The 25,551-nt window shown below is 41.3% G+C and carries 27 protein-coding genes and 1 pseudogene; 12 read left to right on the top strand and 16 right to left on the bottom strand.

Annotation, left to right across the window (positions count from 1 at the left end; translation table 11 throughout):
- Positions 1 to 500: 500 nt before the first annotated feature.
- The 3 genes from AY606_RS03010 to def all read right to left on the bottom strand — a co-directional run bounded on the left by AY606_RS03010 (position 501) and on the right by def (position 3,687).
- Positions 501 to 2,567: a TonB-dependent copper receptor gene (locus AY606_RS03010; RefSeq protein ID WP_067864545.1), complete on the bottom strand. Its 2,067-nt coding sequence runs from the start codon at positions 2,565 to 2,567 to the stop codon at positions 501 to 503.
- A 73-nt stretch (positions 2,568 to 2,640) separates the two neighbouring features.
- Entirely contained in the window at positions 2,641 to 3,066 is a 426-nt protein-coding gene (locus tag AY606_RS03015; RefSeq protein ID WP_067864548.1) for a DUF2946 family protein, read from the bottom strand.
- A gap of 90 nt (positions 3,067 to 3,156) precedes the next feature.
- Positions 3,157 to 3,687, bottom strand: coding sequence for a peptide deformylase (def, locus tag AY606_RS03020; protein ID WP_067864551.1), 531 nt, complete (start codon positions 3,685 to 3,687; stop codon positions 3,157 to 3,159).
- Positions 3,688 to 3,806: 119 nt separating this feature from the next.
- Between def and AY606_RS03025 the strand changes: the two genes are divergently transcribed.
- The 3 genes from AY606_RS03025 to tsaC all read left to right on the top strand — a co-directional run bounded on the left by AY606_RS03025 (position 3,807) and on the right by tsaC (position 6,825).
- Entirely contained in the window at positions 3,807 to 4,964 is a 1,158-nt protein-coding gene (locus AY606_RS03025; RefSeq protein ID WP_067864554.1) for a LysM peptidoglycan-binding domain-containing protein, read from the top strand.
- Between the two features lie 89 nt (positions 4,965 to 5,053).
- On the top strand, positions 5,054 to 6,211 hold the full coding sequence (dprA, locus tag AY606_RS03030) for a DNA-processing protein DprA (protein ID WP_067864557.1): 1,158 nt from the start codon (positions 5,054 to 5,056) through the stop codon (positions 6,209 to 6,211).
- A 44-nt stretch (positions 6,212 to 6,255) separates the two neighbouring features.
- Complete coding sequence (tsaC, locus tag AY606_RS03035) at positions 6,256 to 6,825, top strand: L-threonylcarbamoyladenylate synthase type 1 TsaC (RefSeq protein WP_067864560.1); 570 nt, start codon at positions 6,256 to 6,258, stop codon at positions 6,823 to 6,825.
- A gap of 411 nt (positions 6,826 to 7,236) precedes the next feature.
- On the opposite strand, the gene AY606_RS03040 is transcribed toward tsaC, so the two are convergent.
- Positions 7,237 to 8,151 carry a DMT family transporter gene (locus tag AY606_RS03040; protein WP_067864563.1) on the bottom strand — a complete coding sequence of 305 codons (915 nt, stop codon included), beginning with the start codon at positions 8,149 to 8,151 and terminating at the stop codon, positions 7,237 to 7,239.
- 190 nt (positions 8,152 to 8,341) lie between these two features.
- On the opposite strand from AY606_RS03040, the gene AY606_RS03045 reads away from it, so the two are divergent.
- The 6 genes and pseudogenes from AY606_RS03045 (at position 8,342) to AY606_RS03070 (ending at position 12,472) form a co-directional block, all read left to right on the top strand.
- A complete protein-coding gene (locus tag AY606_RS03045) occupies positions 8,342 to 9,094 on the top strand; it encodes a helix-turn-helix transcriptional regulator (protein ID WP_067864566.1) in 753 nt (250 codons plus the stop codon).
- A gap of 185 nt (positions 9,095 to 9,279) precedes the next feature.
- Positions 9,280 to 9,834 (top strand): PM1805 family lipoprotein, encoded by a 555-nt coding sequence (locus AY606_RS03050; RefSeq protein WP_067864569.1) that lies wholly within the window; start codon positions 9,280 to 9,282, stop codon positions 9,832 to 9,834.
- A 162-nt stretch (positions 9,835 to 9,996) separates the two neighbouring features.
- The gene (locus AY606_RS03055) at positions 9,997 to 10,542 is read left to right on the top strand and encodes a glutathione peroxidase (protein ID WP_067864572.1); all 546 of its coding nucleotides are present in this window, start codon (positions 9,997 to 9,999) and stop codon (positions 10,540 to 10,542) included.
- 206 nt (positions 10,543 to 10,748) lie between these two features.
- Positions 10,749 to 11,105, top strand: a complete 357-nt coding sequence (locus AY606_RS03060; RefSeq protein WP_067864575.1) for an RcnB family protein — start codon at positions 10,749 to 10,751, stop codon at positions 11,103 to 11,105.
- Positions 11,106 to 11,251: 146 nt separating this feature from the next.
- Positions 11,252 to 11,857: a PM1805 family lipoprotein gene (locus AY606_RS03065; protein ID WP_067864578.1), complete on the top strand. Its 606-nt coding sequence runs from the start codon at positions 11,252 to 11,254 to the stop codon at positions 11,855 to 11,857.
- Positions 11,858 to 12,036: 179 nt separating this feature from the next.
- Positions 12,037 to 12,472, top strand: a pseudogene (locus tag AY606_RS03070) (AAA family ATPase).
- 49 nt (positions 12,473 to 12,521) lie between these two features.
- On the opposite strand, the gene AY606_RS03075 reads toward AY606_RS03070, so the two are convergent.
- The 12 genes from AY606_RS03075 to AY606_RS03130 all read right to left on the bottom strand — a co-directional run bounded on the left by AY606_RS03075 (position 12,522) and on the right by AY606_RS03130 (position 23,295).
- Positions 12,522 to 13,889, bottom strand: a complete 1,368-nt coding sequence (locus tag AY606_RS03075; RefSeq protein ID WP_067864581.1) for an NAD-dependent succinate-semialdehyde dehydrogenase — start codon at positions 13,887 to 13,889, stop codon at positions 12,522 to 12,524.
- 456 nt (positions 13,890 to 14,345) lie between these two features.
- Positions 14,346 to 15,005, bottom strand: a complete 660-nt coding sequence (locus AY606_RS03080) for a hypothetical protein (protein WP_155858112.1) — start codon at positions 15,003 to 15,005, stop codon at positions 14,346 to 14,348.
- A gap of 82 nt (positions 15,006 to 15,087) precedes the next feature.
- Entirely contained in the window at positions 15,088 to 15,507 is a 420-nt protein-coding gene (locus AY606_RS03085) for a F0F1 ATP synthase subunit epsilon (RefSeq protein WP_067864587.1), read from the bottom strand.
- 27 nt (positions 15,508 to 15,534) lie between these two features.
- Positions 15,535 to 16,929: a F0F1 ATP synthase subunit beta gene (gene atpD, locus AY606_RS03090; protein WP_067864589.1), complete on the bottom strand. Its 1,395-nt coding sequence runs from the start codon at positions 16,927 to 16,929 to the stop codon at positions 15,535 to 15,537.
- A gap of 26 nt (positions 16,930 to 16,955) precedes the next feature.
- Entirely contained in the window at positions 16,956 to 17,825 is an 870-nt protein-coding gene (gene atpG / locus AY606_RS03095) for a F0F1 ATP synthase subunit gamma (protein WP_067864593.1), read from the bottom strand.
- 88 nt (positions 17,826 to 17,913) lie between these two features.
- On the bottom strand, positions 17,914 to 19,458 hold the full coding sequence (gene atpA, locus AY606_RS03100; RefSeq protein ID WP_067864594.1) for a F0F1 ATP synthase subunit alpha: 1,545 nt from the start codon (positions 19,456 to 19,458) through the stop codon (positions 17,914 to 17,916).
- A gap of 62 nt (positions 19,459 to 19,520) precedes the next feature.
- Positions 19,521 to 20,057, bottom strand: coding sequence for a F0F1 ATP synthase subunit delta (locus AY606_RS03105; RefSeq protein WP_067864597.1), 537 nt, complete (start codon positions 20,055 to 20,057; stop codon positions 19,521 to 19,523).
- Positions 20,058 to 20,068: 11 nt separating this feature from the next.
- Positions 20,069 to 20,539 carry a F0F1 ATP synthase subunit B gene (locus AY606_RS03110; protein WP_067864601.1) on the bottom strand — a complete coding sequence of 157 codons (471 nt, stop codon included), beginning with the start codon at positions 20,537 to 20,539 and terminating at the stop codon, positions 20,069 to 20,071.
- 38 nt (positions 20,540 to 20,577) lie between these two features.
- Positions 20,578 to 20,823, bottom strand: coding sequence for a F0F1 ATP synthase subunit C (gene atpE, locus AY606_RS03115; RefSeq protein WP_000424060.1), 246 nt, complete (start codon positions 20,821 to 20,823; stop codon positions 20,578 to 20,580).
- Positions 20,824 to 20,905: 82 nt separating this feature from the next.
- On the bottom strand, positions 20,906 to 21,781 hold the full coding sequence (gene atpB, locus AY606_RS03120) for a F0F1 ATP synthase subunit A (RefSeq protein ID WP_067864605.1): 876 nt from the start codon (positions 21,779 to 21,781) through the stop codon (positions 20,906 to 20,908).
- Between the two features lie 105 nt (positions 21,782 to 21,886).
- Complete coding sequence (locus AY606_RS03125; protein ID WP_067864608.1) at positions 21,887 to 22,285, bottom strand: ATP synthase subunit I; 399 nt, start codon at positions 22,283 to 22,285, stop codon at positions 21,887 to 21,889.
- Between the two features lie 170 nt (positions 22,286 to 22,455).
- Positions 22,456 to 23,295 carry a metal ABC transporter solute-binding protein, Zn/Mn family gene (locus AY606_RS03130; protein ID WP_067864611.1) on the bottom strand — a complete coding sequence of 280 codons (840 nt, stop codon included), beginning with the start codon at positions 23,293 to 23,295 and terminating at the stop codon, positions 22,456 to 22,458.
- A gap of 141 nt (positions 23,296 to 23,436) precedes the next feature.
- Between AY606_RS03130 and AY606_RS03135 the strand changes: the two genes are divergently transcribed.
- The 3 genes from AY606_RS03135 to znuB are packed head-to-tail and all read left to right on the top strand — an operon-like array spanning position 23,437 to position 25,502.
- The gene (locus AY606_RS03135; RefSeq protein WP_067864614.1) at positions 23,437 to 23,931 is read left to right on the top strand and encodes a transcriptional repressor; all 495 of its coding nucleotides are present in this window, start codon (positions 23,437 to 23,439) and stop codon (positions 23,929 to 23,931) included.
- Positions 23,907 to 24,698, top strand: coding sequence for a zinc ABC transporter ATP-binding protein ZnuC (znuC, locus tag AY606_RS03140; RefSeq protein ID WP_067864619.1), 792 nt, complete (start codon positions 23,907 to 23,909; stop codon positions 24,696 to 24,698). The genes AY606_RS03135 and znuC overlap by 25 nt, the downstream gene beginning before the upstream one ends.
- A 3-nt stretch (positions 24,699 to 24,701) precedes the next feature.
- On the top strand, positions 24,702 to 25,502 hold the full coding sequence (znuB, locus tag AY606_RS03145; protein WP_067864622.1) for a zinc ABC transporter permease subunit ZnuB: 801 nt from the start codon (positions 24,702 to 24,704) through the stop codon (positions 25,500 to 25,502).
- Positions 25,503 to 25,551 lie beyond the last annotated feature (49 nt).

Here is a 25,551-nt window from a genome sequence, read left to right on the forward strand (position 1 = left end):
TCTTCAAGACTTCCAGATTTAAACCCTTTAGGCTAAATCCTTGTTTCTCAACAAGTTTTAATCAACATCACCGCCGATGGATGTGCATTCTACAGCATTTCAGAGGGGTTGCAATACTTCCGGCTAAGAAATTATTTTGAGTGTTTATTTTTCAAACCAAGAAAAACATAAGTCAATGTTATATATATCTAAATTATATTAATTTTTTTCTAATTTTATTTAACCGAGCTACTCATTCCTACATTTATTCATCTCAAGGCATTGTTTTAATTAACTTTAAAATATAAAAATATTTATCGCACGACTTATATTACTTAATACTTACTCTATTTTTGCTTTATTCTTAGCCAACTTGCTTTTTATATATACAAAACTTGTTTTATTTGGTCTTATTTCTACAGATAAATTCTCAATATAAATATGGCAAAATTAGTTTCAAAGTTCAGAAATTAAAAAACCACTACTTTTTAGCAGTGGTTTTTTAGAATACTTTAGAACAGTTAGAACTTCATACTGACACGCGCCCAGTAGTTACGACCAATATTATTAAATTGCTCATCCGCCGCAAAACCAAAGCCGGCACTACCCGCTTTATTTAAGTGCTCGCTATAGGTTTTATCCAACACATTATCAATGCCTACAGAAAGATCCACTCCATCGCGAATATGGTAGGTGCCATTCAGCGACAAAGTTCCAAAACCGCTGCTTTCACCTAAATCATATCCCACAATATTGCCTTGATCTTGACTGATACGATTTTGACTATCTACCACACGCCACAATGCACCTAAAGTATATTGATCTTGCACATAACGCAGATTGACACGCCCTTCAAGAGGTGAGATTTGGGGTAAAGGTTTATTGTCGGTGGTATTTTCACCCCAAGCATACATCGCGCTTATATCTGCTTGCAGATGGTCGGTAAGTTGATAGCCAATTCCTGCTTCTGCTCCTGCAATGGTCGCATCCACATTTTTAGCTCCTACCGTTTTGCCATGACTCATCATGCCCGGCATGCTATGCATGTCATAGCTCATTAAAATATAATCATTAATTAAGCCAGCATAAGCTGATACCCAAGAACTGAGTGCGCCATGCTCATGCTGATAACCTAAATCAAGCTGTAGGGTTTTCTCTGTATCTATTCCATTAAAGGCATTCACCGTACCGGGATTACCATGTGCAGTACTGAACAGTTCCCAATAGTCTGGCATGCGCTCGACATAACCCAGGCCGATATAAGTTTTGGCGTCATGTTCTGGATGCTGGCTTTCTAAACGTATAAATGTGCTTGGTAAGGTTTCAGAACGACTATCATTCAATTTAAGTGCATCAATTTTGACTTGATCAACGCGTGCACCCGTCACCAATTTATTTTGTTCACTCAATTGATAACTGAGTTCACCAAAAGCACCATAAGATTGGAAACGCATATCACTGCTAAATGGAACATTCATCGTTGGCATTGTCGGCGATGACATACTGCCACCATGTTTATTAAACTGAGCATCTACCCCAGTGATCAAATTCCATTTATTCCATTCACTGGTCATCGCTAAACGTGAATTCAAGGTACGGCGCGTGACTTGCATTTCTGATGGGTTTGGCATTTCCATCAGCATTCCACCATGATTCATTTCTACCATTGGTGGCGTACGTAAATGGAAATTATCCATTACATGATCGTTATAGCTATAGTTTACTTGCCCTTCAATTTTCTTGATGACGTCGGTAACATTTTTCTTTTCAAACCTTAAACCGAGGCTTTCACGGGCAAACTGCGTGCCATCCATTTCACGACCTGCATAGACCGCTTCGCCATCTGCTTTGCCGCCAGTAAGTTCGATCCAGGTATTTTCATCCGGTGTCCATCCCAAAGCTAAATCAGCATTCCAGCGTTGCCAATCTGAAGGAACGGTTTTGCCATCCCCATCTTTATAGCTATCTGAAACAGAGCGGTTGGCATTTAAACGAATATATTTTTTCTCATCTCCAACTGCCGCTTCAATATTATGATCCAGACGACCATATGAACCCATCAGCACACTGGCTTGACCTCGGTAAGGCTTATCGTGATTCAGTTTTTCCGCTTCGCGCTCAAAAATGACGGTTGCAGCCGAACCGGTATTGGCATATTGAACCGTTTGCGGACCTTTAATCACCGAAATACGGTCATAGCTTTCTGGTGAAATATAGGAAGTTGGCGCATCCATACGGTTTGGGCAGGCACCTAGATTTTCTGTGCCATCCGCTAAAATTTTAATCCGCGAACCAAACATGCCACGGAAAGTGACATCACCATTGGTGCCACCATTTTTGATAGAACTAAATCCCATGATGCTTTGCAGATAATCAGCACCATCGCTGGCTGGAATCGGCTGGATAGGCTGTTTCGGATCGGCACGCACAATCAAACCATTGGCATCATTGCCTGAATGGGCCGTTGCCACAATCGGCGCTAAAGTTTGAACGATGGTATTTTGTTGCTCGGCAAATACCGAAGCTGAATAACAAGCCATACAAATTGCAGCCGCAAGAGGCTGTAAATAAAATTTAGGCTGAGCCATTTTTAAATCTCACTAATACATAAATACAACTGGGCTGGAGTCATTCAAGACCCAGACATTCCAAATGGTTGAATTATGCAAATAGTGGTGGAGCACGCCCTTGCGGCAGCAGAAAGAGTCGTTGTAAAACAAACCAGACATGACTAAAGGTCTTTTGGAATGCCAATAAACGAATTTGAATACGATCTAAAACTTCTTTCACATCCAATTCTGGCGGTAAAACCAAATTACCGTAGACGGTACAGTACTGACACTGATGGCTGGCATCATGATCATGCCCGGCATGCGAATCATGCTGTTGAGTGTCATGATTGACTTGATGATGGGAATGTTCAGAAGCAGAAGAATGAATAGAACTAGGGCTGAGTAATAATGCACGCGTAATGGTTTCACAGACCGGCGCAATCTGATATTGCTCCGGCAGCAAAGGCTGTAAAAAAACAGCAATCTGTAAAAATACGGCCATACAAGCGAACAGTAGACCACTACGCAGAAGCACCAGCAAACCCTAAAATTTGTCTAACCCAAGTATAACAAAGCCCAATCGAAATTGGACTTGTAAATTTTTATTTTATCTACATCGTTGGGCTTAACGTTTGACGGTAACTTTGTCTTTTTGACGTTGACGAACAGTTTTTTCGACTTTTTCACGTGCCCGTTGACGCTTTAATGGCGATAAATAATCAACAAATAACTTGCCATTTAAGTGATCCATTTCATGTTGAATACAAACAGCGAGAAGTTCGTCTGCTTCTATCTCAAATGATTGACCTTCAAGGTTAATTGCCTCGATTTTTACACGTGACGGACGCTCAACTTTATCGTATATTTGAGGGACTGACAGGCAGCCTTCTTCATAGGGCTGAGTTTCTTCAGTTAACGGTGTGACTTTGGGGTTAATAAATACCATGGGTTGATCTTTATGTTCAGATAAATCCATGACAATCAGCTGAATATGATGATCAACCTGTGTTGCTGCCAGACCGATACCGGGTGCTTCGTACATGGTTTCAAACATATCTGCTACAAGCTGACGAATTTCATCAGTGACTTCTTCGACTGGTTTAGCAATGGTACGAAGACGGGGATCCGGGAAACTTAAAACAGGTAATAAGGCCATACGGTGTCCTCACTTATGCCATTGATCAAAAAACAAAATGAAGGAATGCTTCATCAAAAAAATGTGTGTAATATCGTTATTATAACGCAACTACATACATAATTTTAGGAATTATGATAATGAAAAAGGTTTTCAAGGGCGCACCAAATTTTAGTGCCTTGGGGTTTAAAAAACAATTATTGGCACTTGCCGTATGTGTAAGTGTTGGAATCGGGATGGTCAGCCTTGCTGAAGCCGCCCCTGCCCGCAATGTCAATCCACCTGCCTTAAAAGCCGGAGCACCACAAGTTTATGTGGTGAAAAAAGGTGATACTTTATGGGATATTTCCAAAAGATTTTTGAAAAATCCGGTACGTTGGCCTGAAATCTGGGCAAGCAACAAACATGTGAAAAATCCGCACTGGATTTTCCCGGGCGATCGTCTGCTGATGTGTACCTATAACGGCAAACCAATCATCGGTAAAGATGAAGGTGATGGCTGTGAAGGGATTATCCGTCGCTATACCGGTGGCAGCACCAAGCTACAACCTCAAGTCCGCATCGAGTCTTTAAATAACGCTATTCCCGTAATTCCACTGGAATACATTCAACACTGGTTAGAACGCAGCACCATTGTGGCACCTGAATCGATTCAAGGTACGCCATACATTTTAGGTACAGCCGATCAACGTGTAATGGCTGCCAAAGGTCAAACTGTTTATGCACGCGGCAATGGGCTGGAAGTGGGACAACGCTATGCCGTTTACCGTGAAGGCGAACCGTATATGTTTACCGATGCCAAAGGTAAAAAATACAATGCTGGTCTTGAGTTAATTCAAGTCGCCTCAGGTGTTGCAGTTCGCGGTGAAAATGACATTACCACCCTTGAACTGACAGATACTTATAATGCTGAAGTTCGTCGTGGTGATCGCGTTCTGCCTGAATATGATCCAATGCTGCCAACCTTGTTCTACCCAACCAATGCAGAAGATGTGGTTGCAGGGGGCCAAATTGTTCGCGTGATGGGATCAATCGGTACTGCAGCAAAACACAGTGTAGTGACGATTGACCGTGGTAGTTTGCAAGGAGTTCAAGTTGGACACGTGCTGACTGTTAACCAAAAAGGTGAAATCGTTACCGATCCAAAAACCAAAGAACGTGTTCAATTACCTGGACAGCGTATTGGTAATATTATGGTATTCAAAAGCTTCGAAAACTTAAGCTATGCCTATGTGCTTGATAGCGAATTACCGATTAAAGTCGGTGCTGGCATTCAGCCGCCGCTTATGGATGACTAATCATTAAATCAAAATCTAGAAATGAGGCTGAGATTCAGCCTCATTTTATTTTTAAACAATAAAAAGAAGACATCATTAAAGGTCTCGTTATGCTCAATTCATTAAGCTCCGTGCAGCTGGACTATATTCGTTTATGGTTTCTGGTCCACCACTCGCTGACCAGCTTTTATAAAATCAGTAAACACTATACCCATCTGGCTGAGGCAACACAGCCTGATCAAATTGAAACATGGAAAAAGCTGGGCATTCACAAAAACCATATTCAGCGTCTGCAAGATTTTCATCTTCCTGAAGCACAGCTGCAATTTCAGCGTTGTGTTGCTCTGATTCAAAAACATAGCGACTTCATTCTGACTTTCGACCATCCTGACTATCCCACCCAACTACTACCCTATGCTGAAAAACCGCCCATTCTGTTTGGTCAAGGTGATGCTCAAGCCTTGTTGCAACCGCAAGTTGCCATCGTTGGCAGTCGAAAACCGAGTAGCCACGGACGACAGGTGGCTTATGATTTTGCCTATTATTTAAGTGATCAAGGTTTTTACATTATTAGTGGTTTAGCTGAAGGGATTGATGAAGCCGCACATCAAGGTGCTTTACGCCACAGTCGAACCATTGCTGTCATGGGCACAGGATTAGACCAGACCTACCCGACCCAACATCAGCAACTGCGACAACAGATTATTGCCCAGTCAGGTACAGTGGTGACTGAATTTTTACCCGGAACACCGCCTTTACAACAGCATTTTCCACGGCGCAATCGCCTGGTGAGCGGTTTAAGTCTGGGTGTTATCGTTGCAGAAGCCGCACTGAAAAGTGGTTCTTTAATTACGGCAAAATGGGCAGCCGAACAAGGCAAATTGATCTTTGCTATTCCAGGTCATATCTATAGTGAGCATCATCAAGGCTGCCATCAACTGATTCGTGAAGGGGCTATTTTGGTCGACCATCCGGAGCAGGTGATTGAAGATTTGGCACTGCCCACGCAATGGCAAAATCAACAACAGATTGAACAGGTAAAAAATTCAAATAGCCTTCAAGCACCCAACGAAGCACCCACTGCATTATCGCCCCACCTAACTCACCTGTATAACCAGCTGGATTGGGTCGGGCAAAACATAGATAACATTGTCGCTAAGCTGCAATCAGATATCGGCACAGTGACCAGTCAACTGATGGAATTAGAATTACTTGGATTATGTATGCAACAGGCGGGCCTGTATCTACGTTGTCGTCCAAGCAAATAAAGTTCACAATAAGCCTTTAAATGTATTTGAAGGGATAAAATTCAATGATTACCACCTCTGTTGCCGAAGCTGCTGAATGTTTAAAACAAGGACAGGTTTTAGCATATCCCACAGAGGCAGTTTGGGGCTTAGGCTGTGATCCCTTTAATGAACAGGCTTTCTTGGAAATTCTACGCTTAAAGCAACGCCCGATTGAAAAAGGGGTGATTTTATTGGCCGCACAGATCGCGCAAGTTGAGCCTCTATTAGAATCCCTCACTGCAGAAATGCATCAAAAAGTGATTGATTCTTGGAGTCATCGTTCTCCCACTGAACGAGCAAGCACCTGGTTATTGCCTGCAGGTGACCATATTCCCCACTGGATTAAGGGCAACCATCCTAAAGTGGCGGTACGTGTCACCACCCATCCTTTATGCGTGGCGCTATGCAATGCGTTTAATGGTTTTATTGTATCGACCAGTGCCAATCCTGCCGGTGGCAAACCTGCCCACTCACTGCAAGAAGCCAATCAATATTTTTCAACTCAGATCAATTATTTGAATGGTGATTTGGGTCTCAGCCAAGAACCGAGCCGTATTATTGATGCTGAAACAGGTGAAGTGATTCGCGCTTAATGCGGATCATTTTTTTAGTAGAATCATAGCAATTTTCAGGCAAAAAAAAGCTCAACCATATAGGGACGGCTGAGCATAAAAAAGGATGTGCATAAATCACATCCAGAGGGTCTGTGAATCTGGTTGCAAAAGTTTAAATTTGTTAATAATCACTTAAACATTCACTATATAAATATTATCTAATAAATTGTTTTATTATACAAATAGATTATTTATCTCATAAAACACTTAAAAACTATGAGACATTTAGCATATTTTCTTAAAAATTTAAATTATCTCACTATTTTTTAATCATCTTTTTTAAAAAAAATCGTTTCAATCTATTGGCAAAATGCTTAGGCCTTTCCCACTTCCATTAAATAACAAGTAAAAAAATAAATGTGTTTGTTGGTTTTTTCATCTATTTTTCACTTAAGCATTCAATTTTTCTGCTGCTACTGCGGGTACTTTCTTCTGGGCCAATAAAATTCCCAGTAAAATAATGACTCCCCCAATACTGTGATAAATCGTCCAAGCTTCTGCTAACCACACATAGGCAATAATTGCGGTGCAGACCGGCATTAAGTTCATAAAAATACTGGTCCGGTTCGGCCCAATCATTTGTACTGCCAGCATCCAGACTAAGGGTGCAATCAAGGATGGAAAAATACCGGCATACAACACACTACCGACATTATGCTGATCAATGGCATCGAGTCCTAAATATAAAACAAAGGGTAAATGGTAAAGCAGGGCAAAAGCGATCTGCACATACAAACTAATCATCAATGGAATTTGCAGTTGCCACTTTTTAAGAAATACACCATAAAAAGCATAGAAAAATACCGCCAGTACCATCATGGCATCGCCCAGATGGCCGCCTGACTGTATCAAATTAAGCAGACTCCCCTGCGCCATCACATAGAGCAAACCGGCAAAAGATAAAATACTACCCACCACAGCAAAACGGTTAGGAATCTCCTTGAGCATGAACATGGAAACAAAAATGGTAAACACGGGAATGAAGGCATTGATAATGCCCATATTGGTTGCCGTCGTATAATGTGCTGCGGTATAGCCCAGCCCTTGATACAACACCATGCCAAAGGCGCCCAATACGGCGAGCTGTTTCCAGTGTTTAACAACCAGTTGACGTTCATGCCAGACCTTATTCAGCATAAAGGGGGTTAATACCAGAAACGCCACTAGCCAGCGATAGAAACTGATGCTCACTGGAGAGATATAATCTGCCACATAGCGTGTCACGGTGATATTCATGGACCAGATTAAAACCGCCAGCAATGGCAAAGCGAGTGCCCACCAGAGTGGTTTGCTTTGCAGTGTCATCCCCTTTCCTCACACTAGAATATTTATTATCCATTTTCACCGAAGTCTGAAATAATTAGAATATCGGATTTCAGACATCAATATTGAGCTACAGACACATCTAGATCGTTTCACTGCTGTGCAATTAAAATTCATTCTTTTTATGAAATGGATGTAGGAATATAGAAGAACCTAGAACAAGGATATAGACATGCTGGAACATATTGAGCGCTATATAGAAGTAGATGATTTCTTTTATCAAAAGGATGAAATTGTTGCGCCACACAGTTCGGTATGGGGCGATTTTAATTTCAGCTTGAACGGTATTTTGGAATATGAAATAGAGGGACAAATTTATCTGTCGCCACCGAATTATGGCCTCTGGTTGCCACCCCAAACAGCGCATACCTCTATCGCACTGGATGAACAAATCACCCACTATGTCTGTATCCGCATCCATCCTTCGCTATGTGAGCATTTTGCATCTTGTACCAAGACTTTAAGCATACGCCCCTTTCTTCGGCATCTGGTGCATGAAATCCTGAAGCAAAAACAGCAAGGCATAGTGACCCCACATTATTCGCACTTATTACAGGTGTTATTCGATCAGCTGAAAACTGCACCAGCGTATGAGCATTATTTACCACAAACCAATCATGTTTTGCTTCAGCCCCTATTACAGCAATTGGCCAGTCCAGCGCTATTTCACAAAAGCTTGCAGCAACTTGTTAGCGACTCATCCATCAGCGAACGACATTTACTGCGTTTAAGCCAGCAGGAATTGCAGTTGAGTTTATCGGAATGGCGCAATCGGGCCAAAATCTTATATGCCATCACCCAGATTCGCCAAGGCAAAACAGTAAAAAAACTGGCCTATGAATTGGGCTATCAGCACAGTTCCAGTTTTATTGAATTCTTTAAGCGTTATACCGAACAAACCCCTGCACAATTACGTGATATCTAAATTTCCATGTTATTAAATAAGTAACTCTTTTTGCAATTTGCAGCAGCTTACCAACAAAAACACCATAGTCAGCAGCCAGTCAGATATGCGACTTTAACAGTTGGACTCCACCCAGTATGTGCAGTATTTTTTAAATTTGAATGAATAGAATCAGGTTTAGTGATGTAAACCTGTGAGGATGCATTATGAAAAAACGATTATTAGCTTCACTGTGTTTTGCCGCTTTGGCATTAACAGCATGTGATAAAAAACCAAATAATGAAGCACCTGCATCGTCAGCGACGAGTAGTTCAGCGGTATCTACGCCTGCTAGTACTCAGCCCGCAACTGCTGTCTTAAGCACAAACAATGCTGCAGATATTAAAAATGATTTAAACCAGATCGAAACCCTCTCTACGAGCCGAACCAAAGAAGCTTCTGCTTTGCAAAATAAAGCCAATGAAGCTGCACAAAAAGGTGACAAAGCTGCTTTAAATACAATTGTTGCCGAAATGAAAACCTATATTGGACGCTTTAACCAAGACCTTGATGCTTTAAACCTGAAAAGTTCAGAAGTCGATGCATTACGAGGAAAAATTAAAGAATCTAATAATGTCGGTGTAGAATTTTCTGAAGCAAGTATTGCCAATCCCCAGGATAAGGCGAAAATCACCGAGCTTCAAAACCGTGTCACTGCATTGCAGAAAGAATTGGTCTCTGAAACCCAGGCTTTGCAAAATAAAGCCAAAACAGCAGCTTAATCTAAGCTTAATATTAAAAAACAGGTCTATTGGCCTGTTTTTTATTTCTTTTATCCTACAATAAAATTAATCTACAAATCAAAATAAAATAAAGGCTTGTCGATAGCGTTAATAACCGTTAAAACAAAACAGTGATTATCTCAAGTATTTAAGGACAATAGAATGAGCCATTCCGTTTATGACATTCCTGTCAAAACTATTCAAGGCAACGAAACGACACTGAACCAATATCAAGGTAAAGTTCTGCTCATTGTAAACACGGCCTCTAAATGTGGATTAACGCCACAATATGAAGGTTTAGAAAAACTGTATAAGGACAAGAAAGATCAAGGACTTGAGATTTTAGGTTTTCCGGCCAATAACTTCCTGGCACAAGAACCAGGTTCTGATGACGAAATTCAAGAATTCTGTTCACTCAATTATCAGGTGGATTTCCCGCTTTTTTCTAAAATTTCGGTTGCTGGTGAAGACAAGCACCCGCTTTATCAAACTTTGACTCAAGCCATACCAGAACGTATGGGTGAAGGGCCTTGGTGGAAAGATCTGGTCGATTATGGTTTAACACCGAATCCAAAACCGGAAGTGCTGTGGAACTTTGAAAAATTCCTGGTGAATAAACAGGGTGAAGTGGTAGCGCGTTTTGCACCGGATATTACTGCAGATGATGCACGTATTGTTGATGCAGTAAATGCCGAACTTGCCAAGTAGTTGGTAATAATAGTAAGCATTGACACCTTGTGTAGATGCTTACTATTTTAAATTGAAAACAATAATTTAATACCATAAAAATAATGTTCTCTGCTTCACACTTCATCCTTTATTTTAATGATTCAACAACATCACGTTCACTATTTATCAAGGGCTTAGGTATAGGATGAATCTATAAACCAACCGCCATGAATGAAAGGTGAAGTATGAATATTCTCGTGAAAGCAATTGTTTTATCATTTTCCACTGCTTTAGTGGCTGCACCTGCAATGGCTGCCCCACAAGATCATTACGGTCAATCTCATCAAATTCAAAATCACCATAAAGCACCTGTTCAACAGCATCAACATGCGATTCATAAAAAAGCAGTAAATCCGTCCCATGACTGGAGAGTCGGTCAAAAAGTTCCAACTCAATACTATGGTCAAAGCTATAAAGTGGATCACAAAAAATTTAAAAAATTGAGCAAACCTGGTAAAAACCAGCAATGGATTAAAGTGAATGGCGATTATGTGTTAACCAATGTCATGAGTCACAAAATTATTAAAATTATTGGCGGTTAATTCCAACAATCTTGGTGCTAAAAGAGTACTTCGGTACTCTTTTTTAATGCCAAAAAATAAATTTGTTATTGCTTTGCAACAATCATTTTTTTCTCCACATTTCACCCTTATATTAACCATCATTAAAGTAATGATATGAATTGGTTATGAAAAAATTCATCCAAAATGTGGTTTCTCCTTTTGTGATGTTTAGTGCGGGTCTGTTATTGATTGGTTGTGAACAAGCAAACTCACCTGATTCAACAGAAACCCAAACTTCACAATCAAACGAAATATCTGAACCGGTATCTCAAGAATCAGCAGTAACATCTAAGGCTGAACTGAAAAGTGGCAACATGTTTTATATCGTGCGTGATGTTGCGGATATGCAACTGAAAGCCGGTGATTATGTTGAGCAGCTCAAGCAAACTCAAAGTGAGTTGCAAACTGCGATTAATGATAAAGATCAACAGCAGTTACAAGCGACTGCGAAAAATCTGCGACACGAACTGACTGGATTTAATCAGGCATTGACTGGCTTGAACCTGAAAAGTCAGGAGATTGATTCGATTCGTCAAAATATTATGCAAGCCAATCAGCAAGTTCTGGCTACCCCATTGTTAAATGGAGATGTCGATTTGAGTCAGGTGGATTTCAAGAAAATTGAGAAACAGATGGGCAGCATCCAGATGGAAATGATCAAACTGGCTGGGATGATGATTCCACAAGGTCAGGATGAAGCAGAACAGAATGAAGCTGATCAGGAAAGCTAATATATAAAACCATTTCGACAGACCAATTCAGCATCATTGAATTGGTCAGGTCAAATTGATCATGACTTAACAATAACGAAAAATCGTGCATTTAAAATCCTGCTATTCACATTAATTTTCGCCATCTCGGTCATTGCATGATTTAATCAAGATTGTGTTTTATAAATCGCAGATTTTTCATGCAACTGATTATTTTTAGCGGTGTTCAGGCTTCGGGTAAATCCTCTTTTTATTTACTGAATTTACATCATAGCCACTTGAGAATTAATCTGGATATGCTGAAAACGCGGCATCGTGAAAATCTCATTTTTGAAGCGTGCTTAGCCAGTCAAGCCAAATGTGTCATTGAATACCAACCCGAGCAAAGCAGATCGTGCACGTTATATTGAGCGTGCTCAAGCCGCCGGGTTTGAAGTGATTTGCTATTTCTTTGAAACAGATTTAAACAGTGCTTTAGAGCGAAATAGCCACAGAACGGGCAAAGCCAATATTCCTGAAGTGGGTGTTCGAGCGACTTATAAAAAATTAGAATACCCCACTTTAGACGAAGGATTTGAGGCAATCTTTAAGGTGAAAATTGTGGGGAATGGAGAGTTTCTGGTCAAACCTATTTAATGCCATGGAACCTAAAAAAGCGATCCGAAGATCGCTTTAAGACACAACCTTAATGTCTAACAACCACCAGTTTTTTCTGTACAAACTCGTTAAAACCTAAATCTGCCAGCTCATGACCATAGCCTGAGTTTTTAACACCGCCGAAGGGCAACTCTGGAGCAGAATCGGTTAACCAGTTAATCCACAACATACCCGTTTCTACACGTGACGCTAATTTCTTCGCACGCTCAATATTTTGCGAATGAATTGCACCCCCTAAACCATAGTTTGAATCATTGGCAATCTTCACGATTTCATCATCATCTTGTGCCACATAAATTTGCGCCACCGGGCCAAAGAATTCTTCGTACCATGCTTCATTTTCTCGGCTGATATTTTCTAAAATTGTAGGTTCATAGAAGTAACCGTCATGATCAATCGCTTTACCGCCTAAAACTAGGGTCGCGCCTTGCTGAACTGCTTTATCAACCTGTTTAACCAGATTTTTTAATGCACTTTCAGAGGATAAAGGACCCAAGGTTGTTGAACGATCCATCGGATCACCGGTTTTTAATGCTTTAAATGCATCTACTAAACCTACTTTAAATTGTTCAGCAATATCTTTATGCAAAATGAAGCGTTTCGCTGCCGTACAAACTTGCCCCGTGTTGTTGACCCGCGCTTTACAACCAATCTGTATCGCTTTTTCTAAGTCTGCGTCATCCAGTACAATGAACACGTCATTTCCGCCCAACTCGAGTGTCGACTTCTTAGTATATTTACCTGCTTGCTGCGCCACCGCACTACCTGCACCTTCTGAACCGGTGAGTGCCACACCGCGCACACGTTTGTCTGCAATAATATCTGCAACTTGATCCGTGCTAATAAATAAATTCGTCCATACGCCTTTGGGCGCACCTGCTTCCAACACTAAATTTTCAAACGCTTCAGCACATTGCGGTACAATTCCGGCATGTTTGGCCAACACTGGATTACCAATCGCGCAGTTCGGTGCGAAGACACGCATGAGTTGGTAAAACGGGAAATTCCACGGCTCTACCGCCATAATAATACCCAGCGGATGATGTTCCACCCATGCTTCACCATGATCTGTCGGATAGTTCACCGGCGCCAAAAACTCCTTAGCTTTCTTGGCATAGTATTCTGCAATTTGAGCGCAGGATTCAATTTCGCCTTCGCTTTGTTCAATCAGTTTTCCCATATCCTGAGTCATGAGCTTGGCCAGTTCAGACTTTTTCTCTCTTAATAGCCTGGCCATGTTCTGTAATACGTCGACTCTTAAATCAGTTTTTTGCGACCATTCTGACTTTAAAATTTGCTGGGCTTGATCAAGCGCTTTTTGAATATCTTGTTCTGTGTGGGAGGAATATTCTTTATTTTGTTGATTGGTAAATGGGTTAATTGATTGATACGTCATAATTTTTCTCTTCTTCTTTGCCAAAAATAAAATTTGCATAGGCTTTATGCGTTAGGCGTAATGAATAAAATTTCCTGCGTGTTATATATAATAATTAACTTATCACGTATTTTTTTGATGTGAATGTAGCTTTACAGTTTGGTTCAAAACATTACGTATAGAGGGTAAAAGCTATGAGTAGTTGAACAAATCCTCGACCTATTTCATATGCTGATCAATCTAAATACGATACTTCCCCCTACCCATGCTCCTAAAGCTGAAAAATTAAAGCAATTGATTAGGAGGTAAAATGACAAGTGAATCGAATGTTGTTAGCTCAGGTCAGCCCTATTAAAAGACAATAAAAATTAGAATTTTAGTTCAGGAAAATAGCTCAAACAGTTTTGATGAAATTTTTAAGGTGAAGATTGTGGGGAATGAAAAATTTTCTATTTCCCCCTTCTCCTTTTAAATAAATCAATTTAATACAATCTGCTGAGACATCAGGTCTGAAATACTTTCATCATATTGATTTACAATTATTGGTAGTTGCTCTTTTAAATTTTTAGCATCATAAAAATGTTCAGAATGATGAACATTTCCCTGTCTTTCATTATATTGCTCTAAAATTGGATCTAACACTTTATCTAGTTCGGCTTTAAATTCTTTAATGGTCTGGCCATAAGTTTTATCTTTAAAAATAATTGCATAATAATCAAATGTATTCGTTATTTCCTTCAAATGGATTTTGACCTTGTAAACGCCTTTAATTAGTCCACCATCCTCACAATCATCAATGTGACACCGATATCGATCCATATCTTGAATCCAAGAATTATGAATATTTTGAAGCACATAAATAGCATCTTTTAACTCTATATATTTATTAAAAGTTTTCTGAAAATAGGCACTTTTTAAGTTTTCTCTATGCTGAATTTTCCAATTATCAAGTAATAGATATGCAACCACAGCAGCATATAAAGTTGCCCCAAAACTTAAACAGGAAGCTAGAGTAGCTCCTCGATCAACAGAGATGGGTAAAATAAAAAAAATTGCTATCAATACTGTATAAGAAAAAATAAGCAAAAACATAGAAAACATCTTTCTATAAAGACTAAATTCTGAAAACTTTTTCAACTTATATTCCTTTTTATTTTTAATTATTTATAGCATAAAAAAACCACCCTTCCGGGTGGTTTCTTTAATCTCGAACCGTCTCTTATTGAGCGCGGTTTTTGATTTTGCGGATCGTTTCTAACTGAGCAACAGTTTCTGCCAAAACAGCAAGTGCAGCAGCAGTATCCAACTCGCTCTTTTGATTCGCAAGCAATGTTTCAGCGTGTTTACGCGCTTCAAGAATTGCAGCTTCATCTAAATCGTGTGCACGAACTGCAGTATCTGCAAGAATCGTAACCACGTGAGGTTGAACTTCAAGAACACCACCTGATACATAGATTAACTCTTCTGTACCATTTTCAAGCAAAACGCGAATTGCGCCTGGCTTGAGCAAAGTTACCAACGGAGCATGGCCAGGCATAATACCCAACTCACCGCCAGCACCTTTTGCAATTAGCATCGTTACAGTGCCCGAGTACAAAGACTCGTTTACACTTACAACATCACACTGCATAGTCGCCATGAGAATCTCCTAAATTAGAGTAGCTAATTAAAGTTTCTCGGCTTTAGCAATAACTTCGTCAATACCACCAACCATATAGAACGCTTGTTCTGGAATGTGATCGTATTCACCAGCAAGAAGACCTTTAAAGCCACGAATCGTTTCTTTAAGAGATACTAATTTACCAGGCGCGCCAGTAAATACTTCAGCTACGTGGAACGGTTGAGAGAAGAAACGTTGGATTTTACGCGCACGGTAAACAACCAATTTATCTTCTTCAGCAAGCTCGTCCATACCCAAGATCGCGATGATGTCTTTAAGCTCTTTATAACGTTGCAATACGTTCTGTACAGAACGTGCAATTTCATAATGCTCTTGACCAACAACTAACGGATCTAATTGGCGTGAAGTTGAGTCTAGTGGATCGATCGCTGGGTAAATACCAGATGATGCGATGTCACGGCTCAATACAACAGTTGCGTCTAAGTGAGCAAACGTTGTAGCAGGCGATGGATCTGTTAAGTCATCGGCAGGTACGTATACCGCTTGGATTGACGTAATAGAACCAGACTTAGTCGATGTAATACGTTCTTGAAGAACACCCATCTCTTCTGCAAGAGTTGGTTGGTAACCTACTGCAGATGGCATACGACCTAGAAGTGCAGACACTTCGGTACCAGCCAATGTGTAACGGTAAATGTTGTCAACGAACAACAATACGTCACGGCCTTTACCGTTTTCGTCTTTCTCGTCACGGAAGTATTCTGCCATAGTCAAACCAGTCAACGCTACGCGTAAACGGTTTCCTGGTGGCTCATTCATCTGACCGTAGACCATTGCTACTTTGTCTAGAACGTTAGAATCTTTCATTTCGTGATAGAAGTCATTACCTTCACGAGTACGTTCACCAACACCAGCAAACACAGATAAACCTGAGTGAGCTTTCGCGATGTTGTTGATCAATTCCATCATGTTTACAGTTTTACCAACGCCGGCACCACCGAACAGACCAACTTTACCACCTTTCGCAAACGGGCAAAGTAAGTCGATGACTTTAATACCAGTTTCTAAAAGGTCAGTAGAAGCCGCTTGTTCAGCATAAGAAGGTGCTGCGCGGTGAATCGGCAAACGTGCTTCTGTCGCAACAGGACCAGCTTCGTCGATTGGGCGACCAAGAACGTCCATGATACGACCCAAACATGCTGTACCTACAGGTACAGAGATTGGAGCACCAGTGTTAACTACGTTCAAACCACGCTTAAGGCCTTCAGTAGAACCCATTGCAATAGTACGAACTACGCCATCACCAAGTTGTTGCTGAACTTCTAAAGTAGTTTCAGTACCTTCAACATGGAGAGCGTCATAGATCTTAGGAACGCTGTTGCGTTCAAACTCGACGTCGATTACCGCGCCGATGATCTGAATGATACGACCGCTATTCATTGCTGTCTCCTCAATTCAAAATAATGTTAAACGGCAGCGGCACCACCAACGATCTCAGAAATTTCCTGAGTAATCGCGGCTTGACGCAGCTTGTTATAAATAAGTTGTAGGCTCTTGATGATGTCACCCGCATTGTCGGTAGCAGCTTTCATTGCCACCATACGTGCAGATTGCTCACATGCGATGTTTTCAATCACACCCTGATACACCACAGACTCGATATAGCGAACCAATAAACCATTTAATAGCTCTTCAGCTTCTGGTTCATAGAGATAATCCCAACCGTATGAACGGTTCAGATTCTCGCCTTCTTCAGCAGCTGCCAAAGGAACGAGTTGCTCAATCTTTTGATTTTGAGTCATGGCATTCACGAAGCCGTTAGACACTAGATAAATACGATCTAACTCGCCTTTATCAAATGCATTCAACATCACCTGTACAGAACCAGATAACTGTTCAAGACTAGGAGAATCACCCACTTGAGTGTTTGCACCAAGCACTTTACCGCCGTAGTTTTTAAAAAACGAAACCGCTTTTTGACCAATTAAAGCAAATTGAACTTCAATTGACTGCTCTTGTTGCTGTTGGACGTGTTTAACCACTTTCTTGAACAGGTTAATGTTCAAACCACCAGCAAGGCCACGATCTGAAGAAACAATGATATAGCCAACCCGTTTTACCGGACGTTCAACCATATAACGGTGTTTGTATTCAGGATTCGCTTGGACCAAATGAGCAATTACACGGTGCATATTTTCGGCATACGGACGGCCTTGAGCCATGCGCTCTTGCGCACGACGCATTTTAGAAGCAGCTACCATCTGCATCGCACGCGTAATTTTCTGCGTCGACTTGATACTAGCTACTTTGGCGCGAATTTCTTTTAAATTTGCCATACGCTTAACCTAGTATTCGAAGGCTTTTTCAAGCCTCCGAAGGTTGATTCCGTGAACCAAGCCTACTAGCTTTTAGCTATTGCTAAAATTAGTAAGTTTGAGTCGCTTTAAAGCTTTCAATACCAGCTTTGAATGCAGCTTCGATTTCTTTATCCCAAGCACCAGTCTCGTCAATTTTTTGCATTAACGCAGCGTTTTCTGAACGGAAGTAAGAAACAAGCGCAACATCAAATGCAACGATTTTATTCACTTCAACGTCAGTCATATAACCTTCGTTAGATGCATAAATTGAAACAGCTTGGTCAGCAATTGAATATGGAGCATATTGTTTTTGCTTCATTAATTCAGTTACACGTTGACCATGTTCAAGCTGTTTACGAGTTGCTTCATCAAGATCAGAAGCGAACTGAGCAAACGCTGCCAATTCACGGTATTGCGCCAAAGCGGTACGGATACCACCAGACAATTTTTTGATGATCTTAGTTTGCGCAGAACCACCAACACGAGATACAGAGATACCCGCGTTTACAGCAGGACGAATACCTGCATTGAATAATGATGTTTCCAAGAAGATCTGACCATCTGTAATCGAAATTACGTTAGTCGGTACGAATGCAGATACGTCACCGGCTTGAGTTTCAATAATCGGTAATGCAGTTAATGAACCAGTTTTGCCAGTAACTTCACCGTTAGTGAATTTCTCAACGTATGCAGCAGATACACGTGAAGCACGTTCAAGTAAACGTGAGTGTAAATAGAATACGTCACCAGGATATGCTTCACGACCTGGTGGACGGCGTAAAAGCAATGAAATTTGACGATACGCAACAGCTTGTTTAGACAAGTCATCATAAATGATAAGCGCGTCTTCACCACGGTCACGGAAGTATTCACCCATTGTACAGCCAGAGTACGGAGCCAAATACAGCATTGCTGCTGGATCAGATGCACCTGCTGCGACAACAGTTGTATACGCCATAGCGCCAGTTTCTTCTAGCTTGCGCACAACGTTAGCGATAGTCGATTGTTTTTGACCGATTGCTACGTATACACATTTAATGCCAGAATTTTTCTGCGCGATGATCGCGTCGATCGCCATTGCTGTTTTACCAGTTTGACGGTCACCAATGATCAACTCACGTTGACCACGGCCTACAGGGATCATTGTATCTACTGATTTATAACCAGTTTGTACAGGTTGATCCACTGATTGACGCCAAATTACGCCTGGTGCTACTTTTTCAACAGCATCAGTTAATTTAGCATCAATTGGGCCTTTAGCATCAATTGGGTTACCCAAAGCATCTACCACACGGCCTAAAAGTTCTGGACCAACCGGAACTTCTAATACACGACCTGTGCAACGCGCTTTTTGACCTTCTTGAAGGCTTAAGTAGTTACCTAAAACAACGACGCCCACTGAATCCTGTTCTAGGTTCAGTGCCATACCAAATAAGCCGCCGTCGAATTCGATCATTTCACCGTACATTGCATCAGCAAGGCCGTGAATACGCACAATACCGTCGGAAACCATAACAATGGTCCCTTCGTTCTTAGCGGTTGCGCTGGTGTCCAGATCGCCGATACGCTGTTTAATGAGCGCACTGATCTCGGATGGATTCAGTTGTTGCATTGCGCTATACCTCAATCTTTTTAAAGTTCAGTCTTCTTCTATGCAGTAATTTTTAAAAAAAATTACGCAAGAAGACGAGTCCGCATTTTTTCAAGCTTGTTAAGTGCAGAGTCATCTATCACTTGGTCGCCTGCACGAATAACAACACCTGCAATTAACGCAGGATTCACTTCTACAGTTACATTTACCGCAGCGTTAAATTTTTTCTCTAACGCATGAACCAGTAATTGTTCCTGTACAGCAGTTACAGGGAATGCTGATTCAATCACAACATCCACAGTATTGTTATTCTGTGATTTGAGCAGTTCGTATTCTGTTTCAATTTCAGGTAACAACGCTAAACGATCGTTGTCTGCAAGAAGAGTCAAAAAGTTTGACACTTCTTGAGTTTGATTCTCACCTAAAACTTTTGCAAAAACACTCACCTGCTCAGCAGGAGTAAGCTCAGGGCGATTCAAATAAGCGGAAAATGCTTCGTCTTGCACCGCAGCACTGAGCACTTGTAACACATTCGACCAATTGTCAGTTGCACCTTGCTCAGAAGCGAAAGCAAATGCTGCTTTTGCGTACGGGCGTGCCAACGTCAAGAGTTCAGCCATAATCGCCTCGCTTAAAGTTTAGCAGCCAGCTGAGTAAGCATGGCATTGTGAGCTTCCGCATCAACTTGCTGGTTCAGAATTTTTTCTGCACCAGTAACTGCCAAGGCAGCAACTTGTTGACGTAATTCTTCGCGTGCAGTATTGATTTCAGTATCAACAGTTTCTTTCGCCTGTTGACGGATACGCTCACCTTCAGCAGATGCTTGGGTACGCGCTTCTTCGATCAATTGTGCACCACGACGGTTCGCTTGTTCGATCAATTGAGCCGCTTGTGCTTTTGCTACATCTAATTCAGCTTTCACTTGAGCTTGCGCATCGGCAAGGTCAGCTTTTGCTTTTTCAGCAGCATTTAGCCCATCAGCGATACGACGCTGACGTTCACTAATCGCATTGATTAGTGGTGGCCATACAAACTTCATGCAGAATGCGACAAACATCGCAAACGCAATTGCTTGGCCAATCAATGTGAGGTTGATATTCATAGCTATTCCTCAATAGTTTAATTTAGGAATTAAGCTGATTAACCTACAAATGGATTAGCGAAGATGAAGAACAAGCCAATACCAACACCGATCATAGGCACAGCATCAAGAAGACCTGCGATTAAAAACATACGAGTTTGAAGTTGTGGAGCCAATTCTGGTTGACGTGCAACAGCTTCAAGGAAACGGCCGCCTAAAAGACCAAAACCAATCGCAGTACCTAAAGCACCAAAAGCGATCAAGATAGCAGATGCAATTGCAACTAGACCTAAAGTGAGTTCCATGAAAAATTCCTCAGAGGTTAGGTTTTACCCAATTAAATTAAAAATTGTACCCAACCATCTTATGATAGTTAGGCAATTACCATTAATGCTTTTCGCTTGCCATGCTCAAATATACGATAGTCAGCATCATGAAAATAAATGCTTGTAGCGTGATAATTAAGATATGGAAAATAGCCCATGGCACAGACAATGCCCATTGGATCCAGAACGGTAGTAACGCGATAAGGATGAAGATTAACTCACCCGCATACATGTTACCGAACAGTCGTAGAGCCAATGAAATTGGACGTGCAAGGAAAGTTACCAATTCCAAAAGCAAGTTAAATGGAATTAAAAGCGCTTTAGCGATTGGATTCTTTGGATTGAACGGGTTCAGCGCCAACTCACCAACAAAGCCACTCAAACCTTTTTCACGAATACTGTAGAAAATAATGAGAGCGAATACAGATAAAGACATCCCTAATGTGATGTTTGGATCTGTTGTTGGTACGATTTTGAAATACACACTATGTGGATCCATTCCGAATACATTGCTACCAATAAGTGTAGCTAAATGAGGAATGAAATCTACTGGCATCAAATCCATTAAGTTCATGAGGAAAATCCACACGAAAATGGTCAGTGCAAGCGGTGCAATCAAACGTGACTTTCCATGGAAAGTATCACGAACACTTGAATCAACAAACTCAATGATCATTTCAATTGCTGACTGGAACTTGGTAGGAACACCAGAGTTTGCAGCTTTCGCTACACACCAGAACAACAAACAGAAAATCACACCCAGCGTGATTGACCAACCCATTGAATCCAAGTGAATAGCAGTGAACCCCATCTGTTGAGCTTCATCAGTAGTCTCAGCCAACTTCCACGAGCCATCAGGCATCTTGCCATAGGTCATATTGGTCAAGTGATGCTTGATATACTCGGTCGAAGTAAGCGCATGTTCTTCAGCAGCCATAAATCACACCTGGTCAATGTCAAATACTAAATAGAGTGAACGAACATCGCGTGCTGCCTGATATCTCGTCCATCTCCTAAAAAACTTTTCAATTTTTTGTTGTGCTTAAACCCGTTTTTGTAGACGTGACGCTAAAAAAGGAGCGACCCACGACATGGCTTGAACGAGGATAAAACCACAAAACAACGCTCCCGCTGACAACGGTTTAACGTTACTTAAAATTAAAATGAAACCAACGATCACAATTGCAAACTTGCCCATCAGGCCTCTATACATGTTCGAAAGAACCTGCTTTGAAGCTCGTGCACCTGCGGCTCGAAATGATTGCCAAGAAAAATAACAACTTGCAAGCCAGCACACCAACGCACCAAGCGCAGCGCTGTAAGCTGCAGTTGAGTCTTTCAGGACCCACCCTATCAAGGCTGAAACAGGAATCATACATGTTTGTAAGATGACCAAAGCTTTCGCTAATCGTCGATCAATCATGCGACTAGTTCGGCTCATTATTTATTCACTCACAGCAATCATGCTTGACAAGTTTAGCTGATGATCGTTTTAATCGCAGGCATTATAGAGTTACACCCCTGAACATGCAATCTTTTCCCGACCTAAGTCTTGTTTTTTTCAACGATTAAGTTGCTTTGTTACTAATCAATAGTTGTTTATTTTTTGTATTACTTTCGTGCATTTAGCACGCAGTTATGGGTTTGCTCGGCAAGTTTCTTCCACGCCACCACAAAATCCCCTGCCCCGCGCATACTTTCATCTACGGCCTGAAAGGTAATCGGATTTAATTTTTGGTACTGGTTTTTACTGGCATGCCCTTCTGCCAACAGACACATATTGCGACTTGGACGACTATCATTTAAGTATTTAATTTGCGCCATAGTCGGTGCAACATGCGGATCATCGGTTAATGCACCGGCAAATTTCACATTTAAGGCACGTTCTAAATATTGATAAGCATCGTGATACGACCAGTAGGTCTTTGCAGGTGAACTCGTATTATATTGTTGTGTAGCCTGAAACATCTCTTGTGCAAAGCGCTTGGCGTTCGCCCAATAGACGTCTTTATATTCAGGTAATTGTTGTGAACGCAATGCAGCGATAAAGAAGCCAATCCGTACTGCATTATTTGGATCAAGCCAAACATGAGTATCGACCGTATTATTTAAAGCGACCCCACGGGTATTGCGCTGCGGCAACGTTTGCACGATACCTGAATCTAAAATTGAAATGGCTTTGGGATTATCCGACAACAGCTTATCAAGCGGTGCTTCATGTGCTTTGCCCAACCAGATCACCAATGATGCATCTAGAATGGCTTTGCGATGTGCAGGTGTAAGCGTGACATCGTGTCCGGTTTGATCTGCCAATAACAATACAGGCTTTTCAACCCCTTGCGTGATTTCTTCAGCAATAAGATAAATTGGATGCGTAGAAACCACTAAACTCTGTGACCAGCTTAAGCTACTGAATAAAGCAAGCGCACAAAATGCAAAGAAACGGGACATGAAAGAAGATCACCAAATATTCAACAGGTGTTATAATATAACAATTCGACAAAAATACCTACGTCTAATCGAAACCAGTATCGCTTCATGTTAAGATTTAGAGTTCGTTTGTTTTTATAAATTTCGCACTTGAGGTTAGCTATGAGCTCATGTTCTCATGAACATCACAATGCATTACATGGCGTACATGACCATCATAATGTCGAAACACGTCTTGCTGAAGCGGAAAATCTCTGTGCAATCACTGGTGCGCGTTTAACCCCCTTACGCAAAGAAGTATTAGGACTGATTTTAAATGCTACAGGTCCCATGGGCGCATATGACTTACTGGCTAAAATCAAGAGCGATTCAGACCGCCCTGCTGCCCCACCGACGGTTTATCGTACTTTAGACTTTTTATTAGAAAAAGGTTTAATTCATCGGTTAACTTCTATTAATGCCTACATTCCTTGTTGTCATCCGCGTGAAGGACATCAGGCTGCATTTTTAATTTGTACCGATTGCAAAAATGTGACCGAAGCTTCTGCACAGGGTTTATTAACACAATTAGATGCGCTTTCAGCATCTGATCAATTTACTGCACATCACAGTATTATTGAAATTTCTGGGATATGTCAGCAGTGTCGCAACAAATAATAACCGCCCTTCCACTGATTGCATTAGACAAAATCAGTGTACGTATCGATGAGCGTGACATTTTAAAGAATGTCGATTTCGCCTTGCATGAGCGAGAAATTGTCACGCTGATTGGTCCGAATGGCGCAGGAAAATCGACCCTAATTAAAGTCCTTTTAGGGATTGTAAAAGCCAATGCAGGCAAAATTCATAGCAATAAAAAATTAAAATTTTCTTATGTGCCGCAAAAGTTTAATCCCTCGCACAGCCTGCCTTTGCGTGTAAAAGACTTATTGGCTTTAGAAAAATGTGATGCCGATAGAAAAGCAGAAATTATTTACGATACCGGTATTACTAAATTACAAGATGCTAAAGTTCAGCAACTTTCAGGTGGTGAACGGCAACGTGTCTTGCTGGCACGTGCTTTACTGCGCCAACCCGATGTTCTGGTTCTGGATGAGCCGATGCAAGGCTTAGACATTCAATCTGAAGCTGAACTGTACGAATATGTTAGAAGCTTGCCGATCAAATATGGCTGTGCCGTATTAATGGTATCGCACGACCTGCAATGGGTGATGCAAGGTACGCACCGCGTGGTGTGTTTGAATAAGCACATTTGCTGCAGCGGTTTACCTGAAAATGTACAGAAGCATCCAGAGTATCAAGCCATTTTCGGTACCAATCGCGCTTTCTATCAGCATCATCATGATCATTGCGCGCATGGTGACAGTGCAACTCCGTGCCAGCATGACCCACGCCCTCATATTCACCCAGAACCGGAAGCTTAAGCCATGATGGAATGGTTACAACTATTGTTACCTGCATGGACCATGGGAACATTACTGGTGTTTCTGACTGCGCCACTGGGTTGTTTAATGTTATGGCGACGGATGTCGTTTTTTGCCGACACCATGGCACATGGCACTTTACTGGGTGTTGCTATTGCCGGTGCCTTAAGTCTGCCACTGTGGTTAGGCGTGACCTTTTTGGCATTTTTATTGGTCGGTGTTTTATGGGTGCTGCATGACCCTCGTCTGCCCAATGATGCTTTGCTGGCGCTCTGTTCAGCCACCCTGCTCTGTTCAGGATTAATGTTTATTCAGCATATTCCAAGCTTAAGACCGGAACTGCTCAGCTATTTGTTTGGTGATCTGCTACAAATTTCCTGGTCAGATCTACCGATGTTTGCTTTTGTCATTCTTGCTGCACTGGCTGTGCTATATAAAAACTGGCAAGCGCAAATTCAAATGGCAATTGATCCTGATATGGCCGTCAGTGAAGGTGTGAATGCCAAATGGCAACGTCTGGTGTTTATGTTGTTATTGGCACTCTTTACCGTATTGGCTTTACGTGCGGTAGGTTCATTATTGATGGGTGCTTTACTGGTGATTCCGGCATTAACTGCACGCTTACTGGCACATTCTCCGAAACAGATGGTGATTTGGGCTTTTGTGATTGCTCAAATTGGAATAACCGTTGGTCTATGGTCTAGTGCAGGTTTAGATACCTCCACCGGCTTAACCATTGTGCTGACCATGGCGATTTTATTTGCACTGATTTTTGCAGTGCAAAAAGTGAAGAAGATGGCTTAGTCTTTCCTTTATATGCATTATTTTTAAGATGCTTTTTATTTTCCAACAA

The organism is Acinetobacter sp. SFB, assembly GCF_001647545.1.
In the GTDB taxonomy this organism is placed as follows: Bacteria; Pseudomonadota; Gammaproteobacteria; order Pseudomonadales; family Moraxellaceae; genus Acinetobacter.

Bases quoted from the DNA above. Each gene is read 5' to 3' on its own strand.
- AY606_RS03010 (WP_067864545.1), bottom strand. From the start codon at position 2,567: ATGGCTCAGCCTAAATTTTATTTACAGCCTCTTGCGGCTGCAATTTGT.
- def (WP_067864551.1), bottom strand. From the start codon at position 3,687: ATGGCCTTATTACCTGTTTTAAGTTTCCCGGATCCCCGTCTTCGTACC.
- AY606_RS03025 (WP_067864554.1), top strand. From the start codon at position 3,807: ATGAAAAAGGTTTTCAAGGGCGCACCAAATTTTAGTGCCTTGGGGTTT.
- dprA (WP_067864557.1), top strand. From the start codon at position 5,054: ATGCTCAATTCATTAAGCTCCGTGCAGCTGGACTATATTCGTTTATGG.
- tsaC (WP_067864560.1), top strand. From the start codon at position 6,256: ATGATTACCACCTCTGTTGCCGAAGCTGCTGAATGTTTAAAACAAGGA.
- AY606_RS03040 (WP_067864563.1), bottom strand. From the start codon at position 8,151: ATGACACTGCAAAGCAAACCACTCTGGTGGGCACTCGCTTTGCCATTG.
- AY606_RS03045 (WP_067864566.1), top strand. From the start codon at position 8,342: ATGCTGGAACATATTGAGCGCTATATAGAAGTAGATGATTTCTTTTAT.
- AY606_RS03050 (WP_067864569.1), top strand. From the start codon at position 9,280: ATGAAAAAACGATTATTAGCTTCACTGTGTTTTGCCGCTTTGGCATTA.
- AY606_RS03055 (WP_067864572.1), top strand. From the start codon at position 9,997: ATGAGCCATTCCGTTTATGACATTCCTGTCAAAACTATTCAAGGCAAC.
- AY606_RS03060 (WP_067864575.1), top strand. From the start codon at position 10,749: ATGAATATTCTCGTGAAAGCAATTGTTTTATCATTTTCCACTGCTTTA.
- AY606_RS03065 (WP_067864578.1), top strand. From the start codon at position 11,252: ATGAAAAAATTCATCCAAAATGTGGTTTCTCCTTTTGTGATGTTTAGT.
- AY606_RS03075 (WP_067864581.1), bottom strand. From the start codon at position 13,889: ATGACGTATCAATCAATTAACCCATTTACCAATCAACAAAATAAAGAA.
- AY606_RS03085 (WP_067864587.1), bottom strand. From the start codon at position 15,507: ATGGCGACTATGCAGTGTGATGTTGTAAGTGTAAACGAGTCTTTGTAC.
- atpD (WP_067864589.1), bottom strand. From the start codon at position 16,929: ATGAATAGCGGTCGTATCATTCAGATCATCGGCGCGGTAATCGACGTC.
- atpG (WP_067864593.1), bottom strand. From the start codon at position 17,825: ATGGCAAATTTAAAAGAAATTCGCGCCAAAGTAGCTAGTATCAAGTCG.
- atpA (WP_067864594.1), bottom strand. From the start codon at position 19,458: ATGCAACAACTGAATCCATCCGAGATCAGTGCGCTCATTAAACAGCGT.
- AY606_RS03105 (WP_067864597.1), bottom strand. From the start codon at position 20,057: ATGGCTGAACTCTTGACGTTGGCACGCCCGTACGCAAAAGCAGCATTT.
- AY606_RS03110 (WP_067864601.1), bottom strand. From the start codon at position 20,539: ATGAATATCAACCTCACATTGATTGGCCAAGCAATTGCGTTTGCGATG.
- atpE (WP_000424060.1), bottom strand. From the start codon at position 20,823: ATGGAACTCACTTTAGGTCTAGTTGCAATTGCATCTGCTATCTTGATC.
- atpB (WP_067864605.1), bottom strand. From the start codon at position 21,781: ATGGCTGCTGAAGAACATGCGCTTACTTCGACCGAGTATATCAAGCAT.
- AY606_RS03125 (WP_067864608.1), bottom strand. From the start codon at position 22,285: ATGAGCCGAACTAGTCGCATGATTGATCGACGATTAGCGAAAGCTTTG.
- AY606_RS03130 (WP_067864611.1), bottom strand. From the start codon at position 23,295: ATGTCCCGTTTCTTTGCATTTTGTGCGCTTGCTTTATTCAGTAGCTTA.
- AY606_RS03135 (WP_067864614.1), top strand. From the start codon at position 23,437: ATGAGCTCATGTTCTCATGAACATCACAATGCATTACATGGCGTACAT.
- znuC (WP_067864619.1), top strand. From the start codon at position 23,907: ATGTCAGCAGTGTCGCAACAAATAATAACCGCCCTTCCACTGATTGCA.
- znuB (WP_067864622.1), top strand. From the start codon at position 24,702: ATGATGGAATGGTTACAACTATTGTTACCTGCATGGACCATGGGAACA.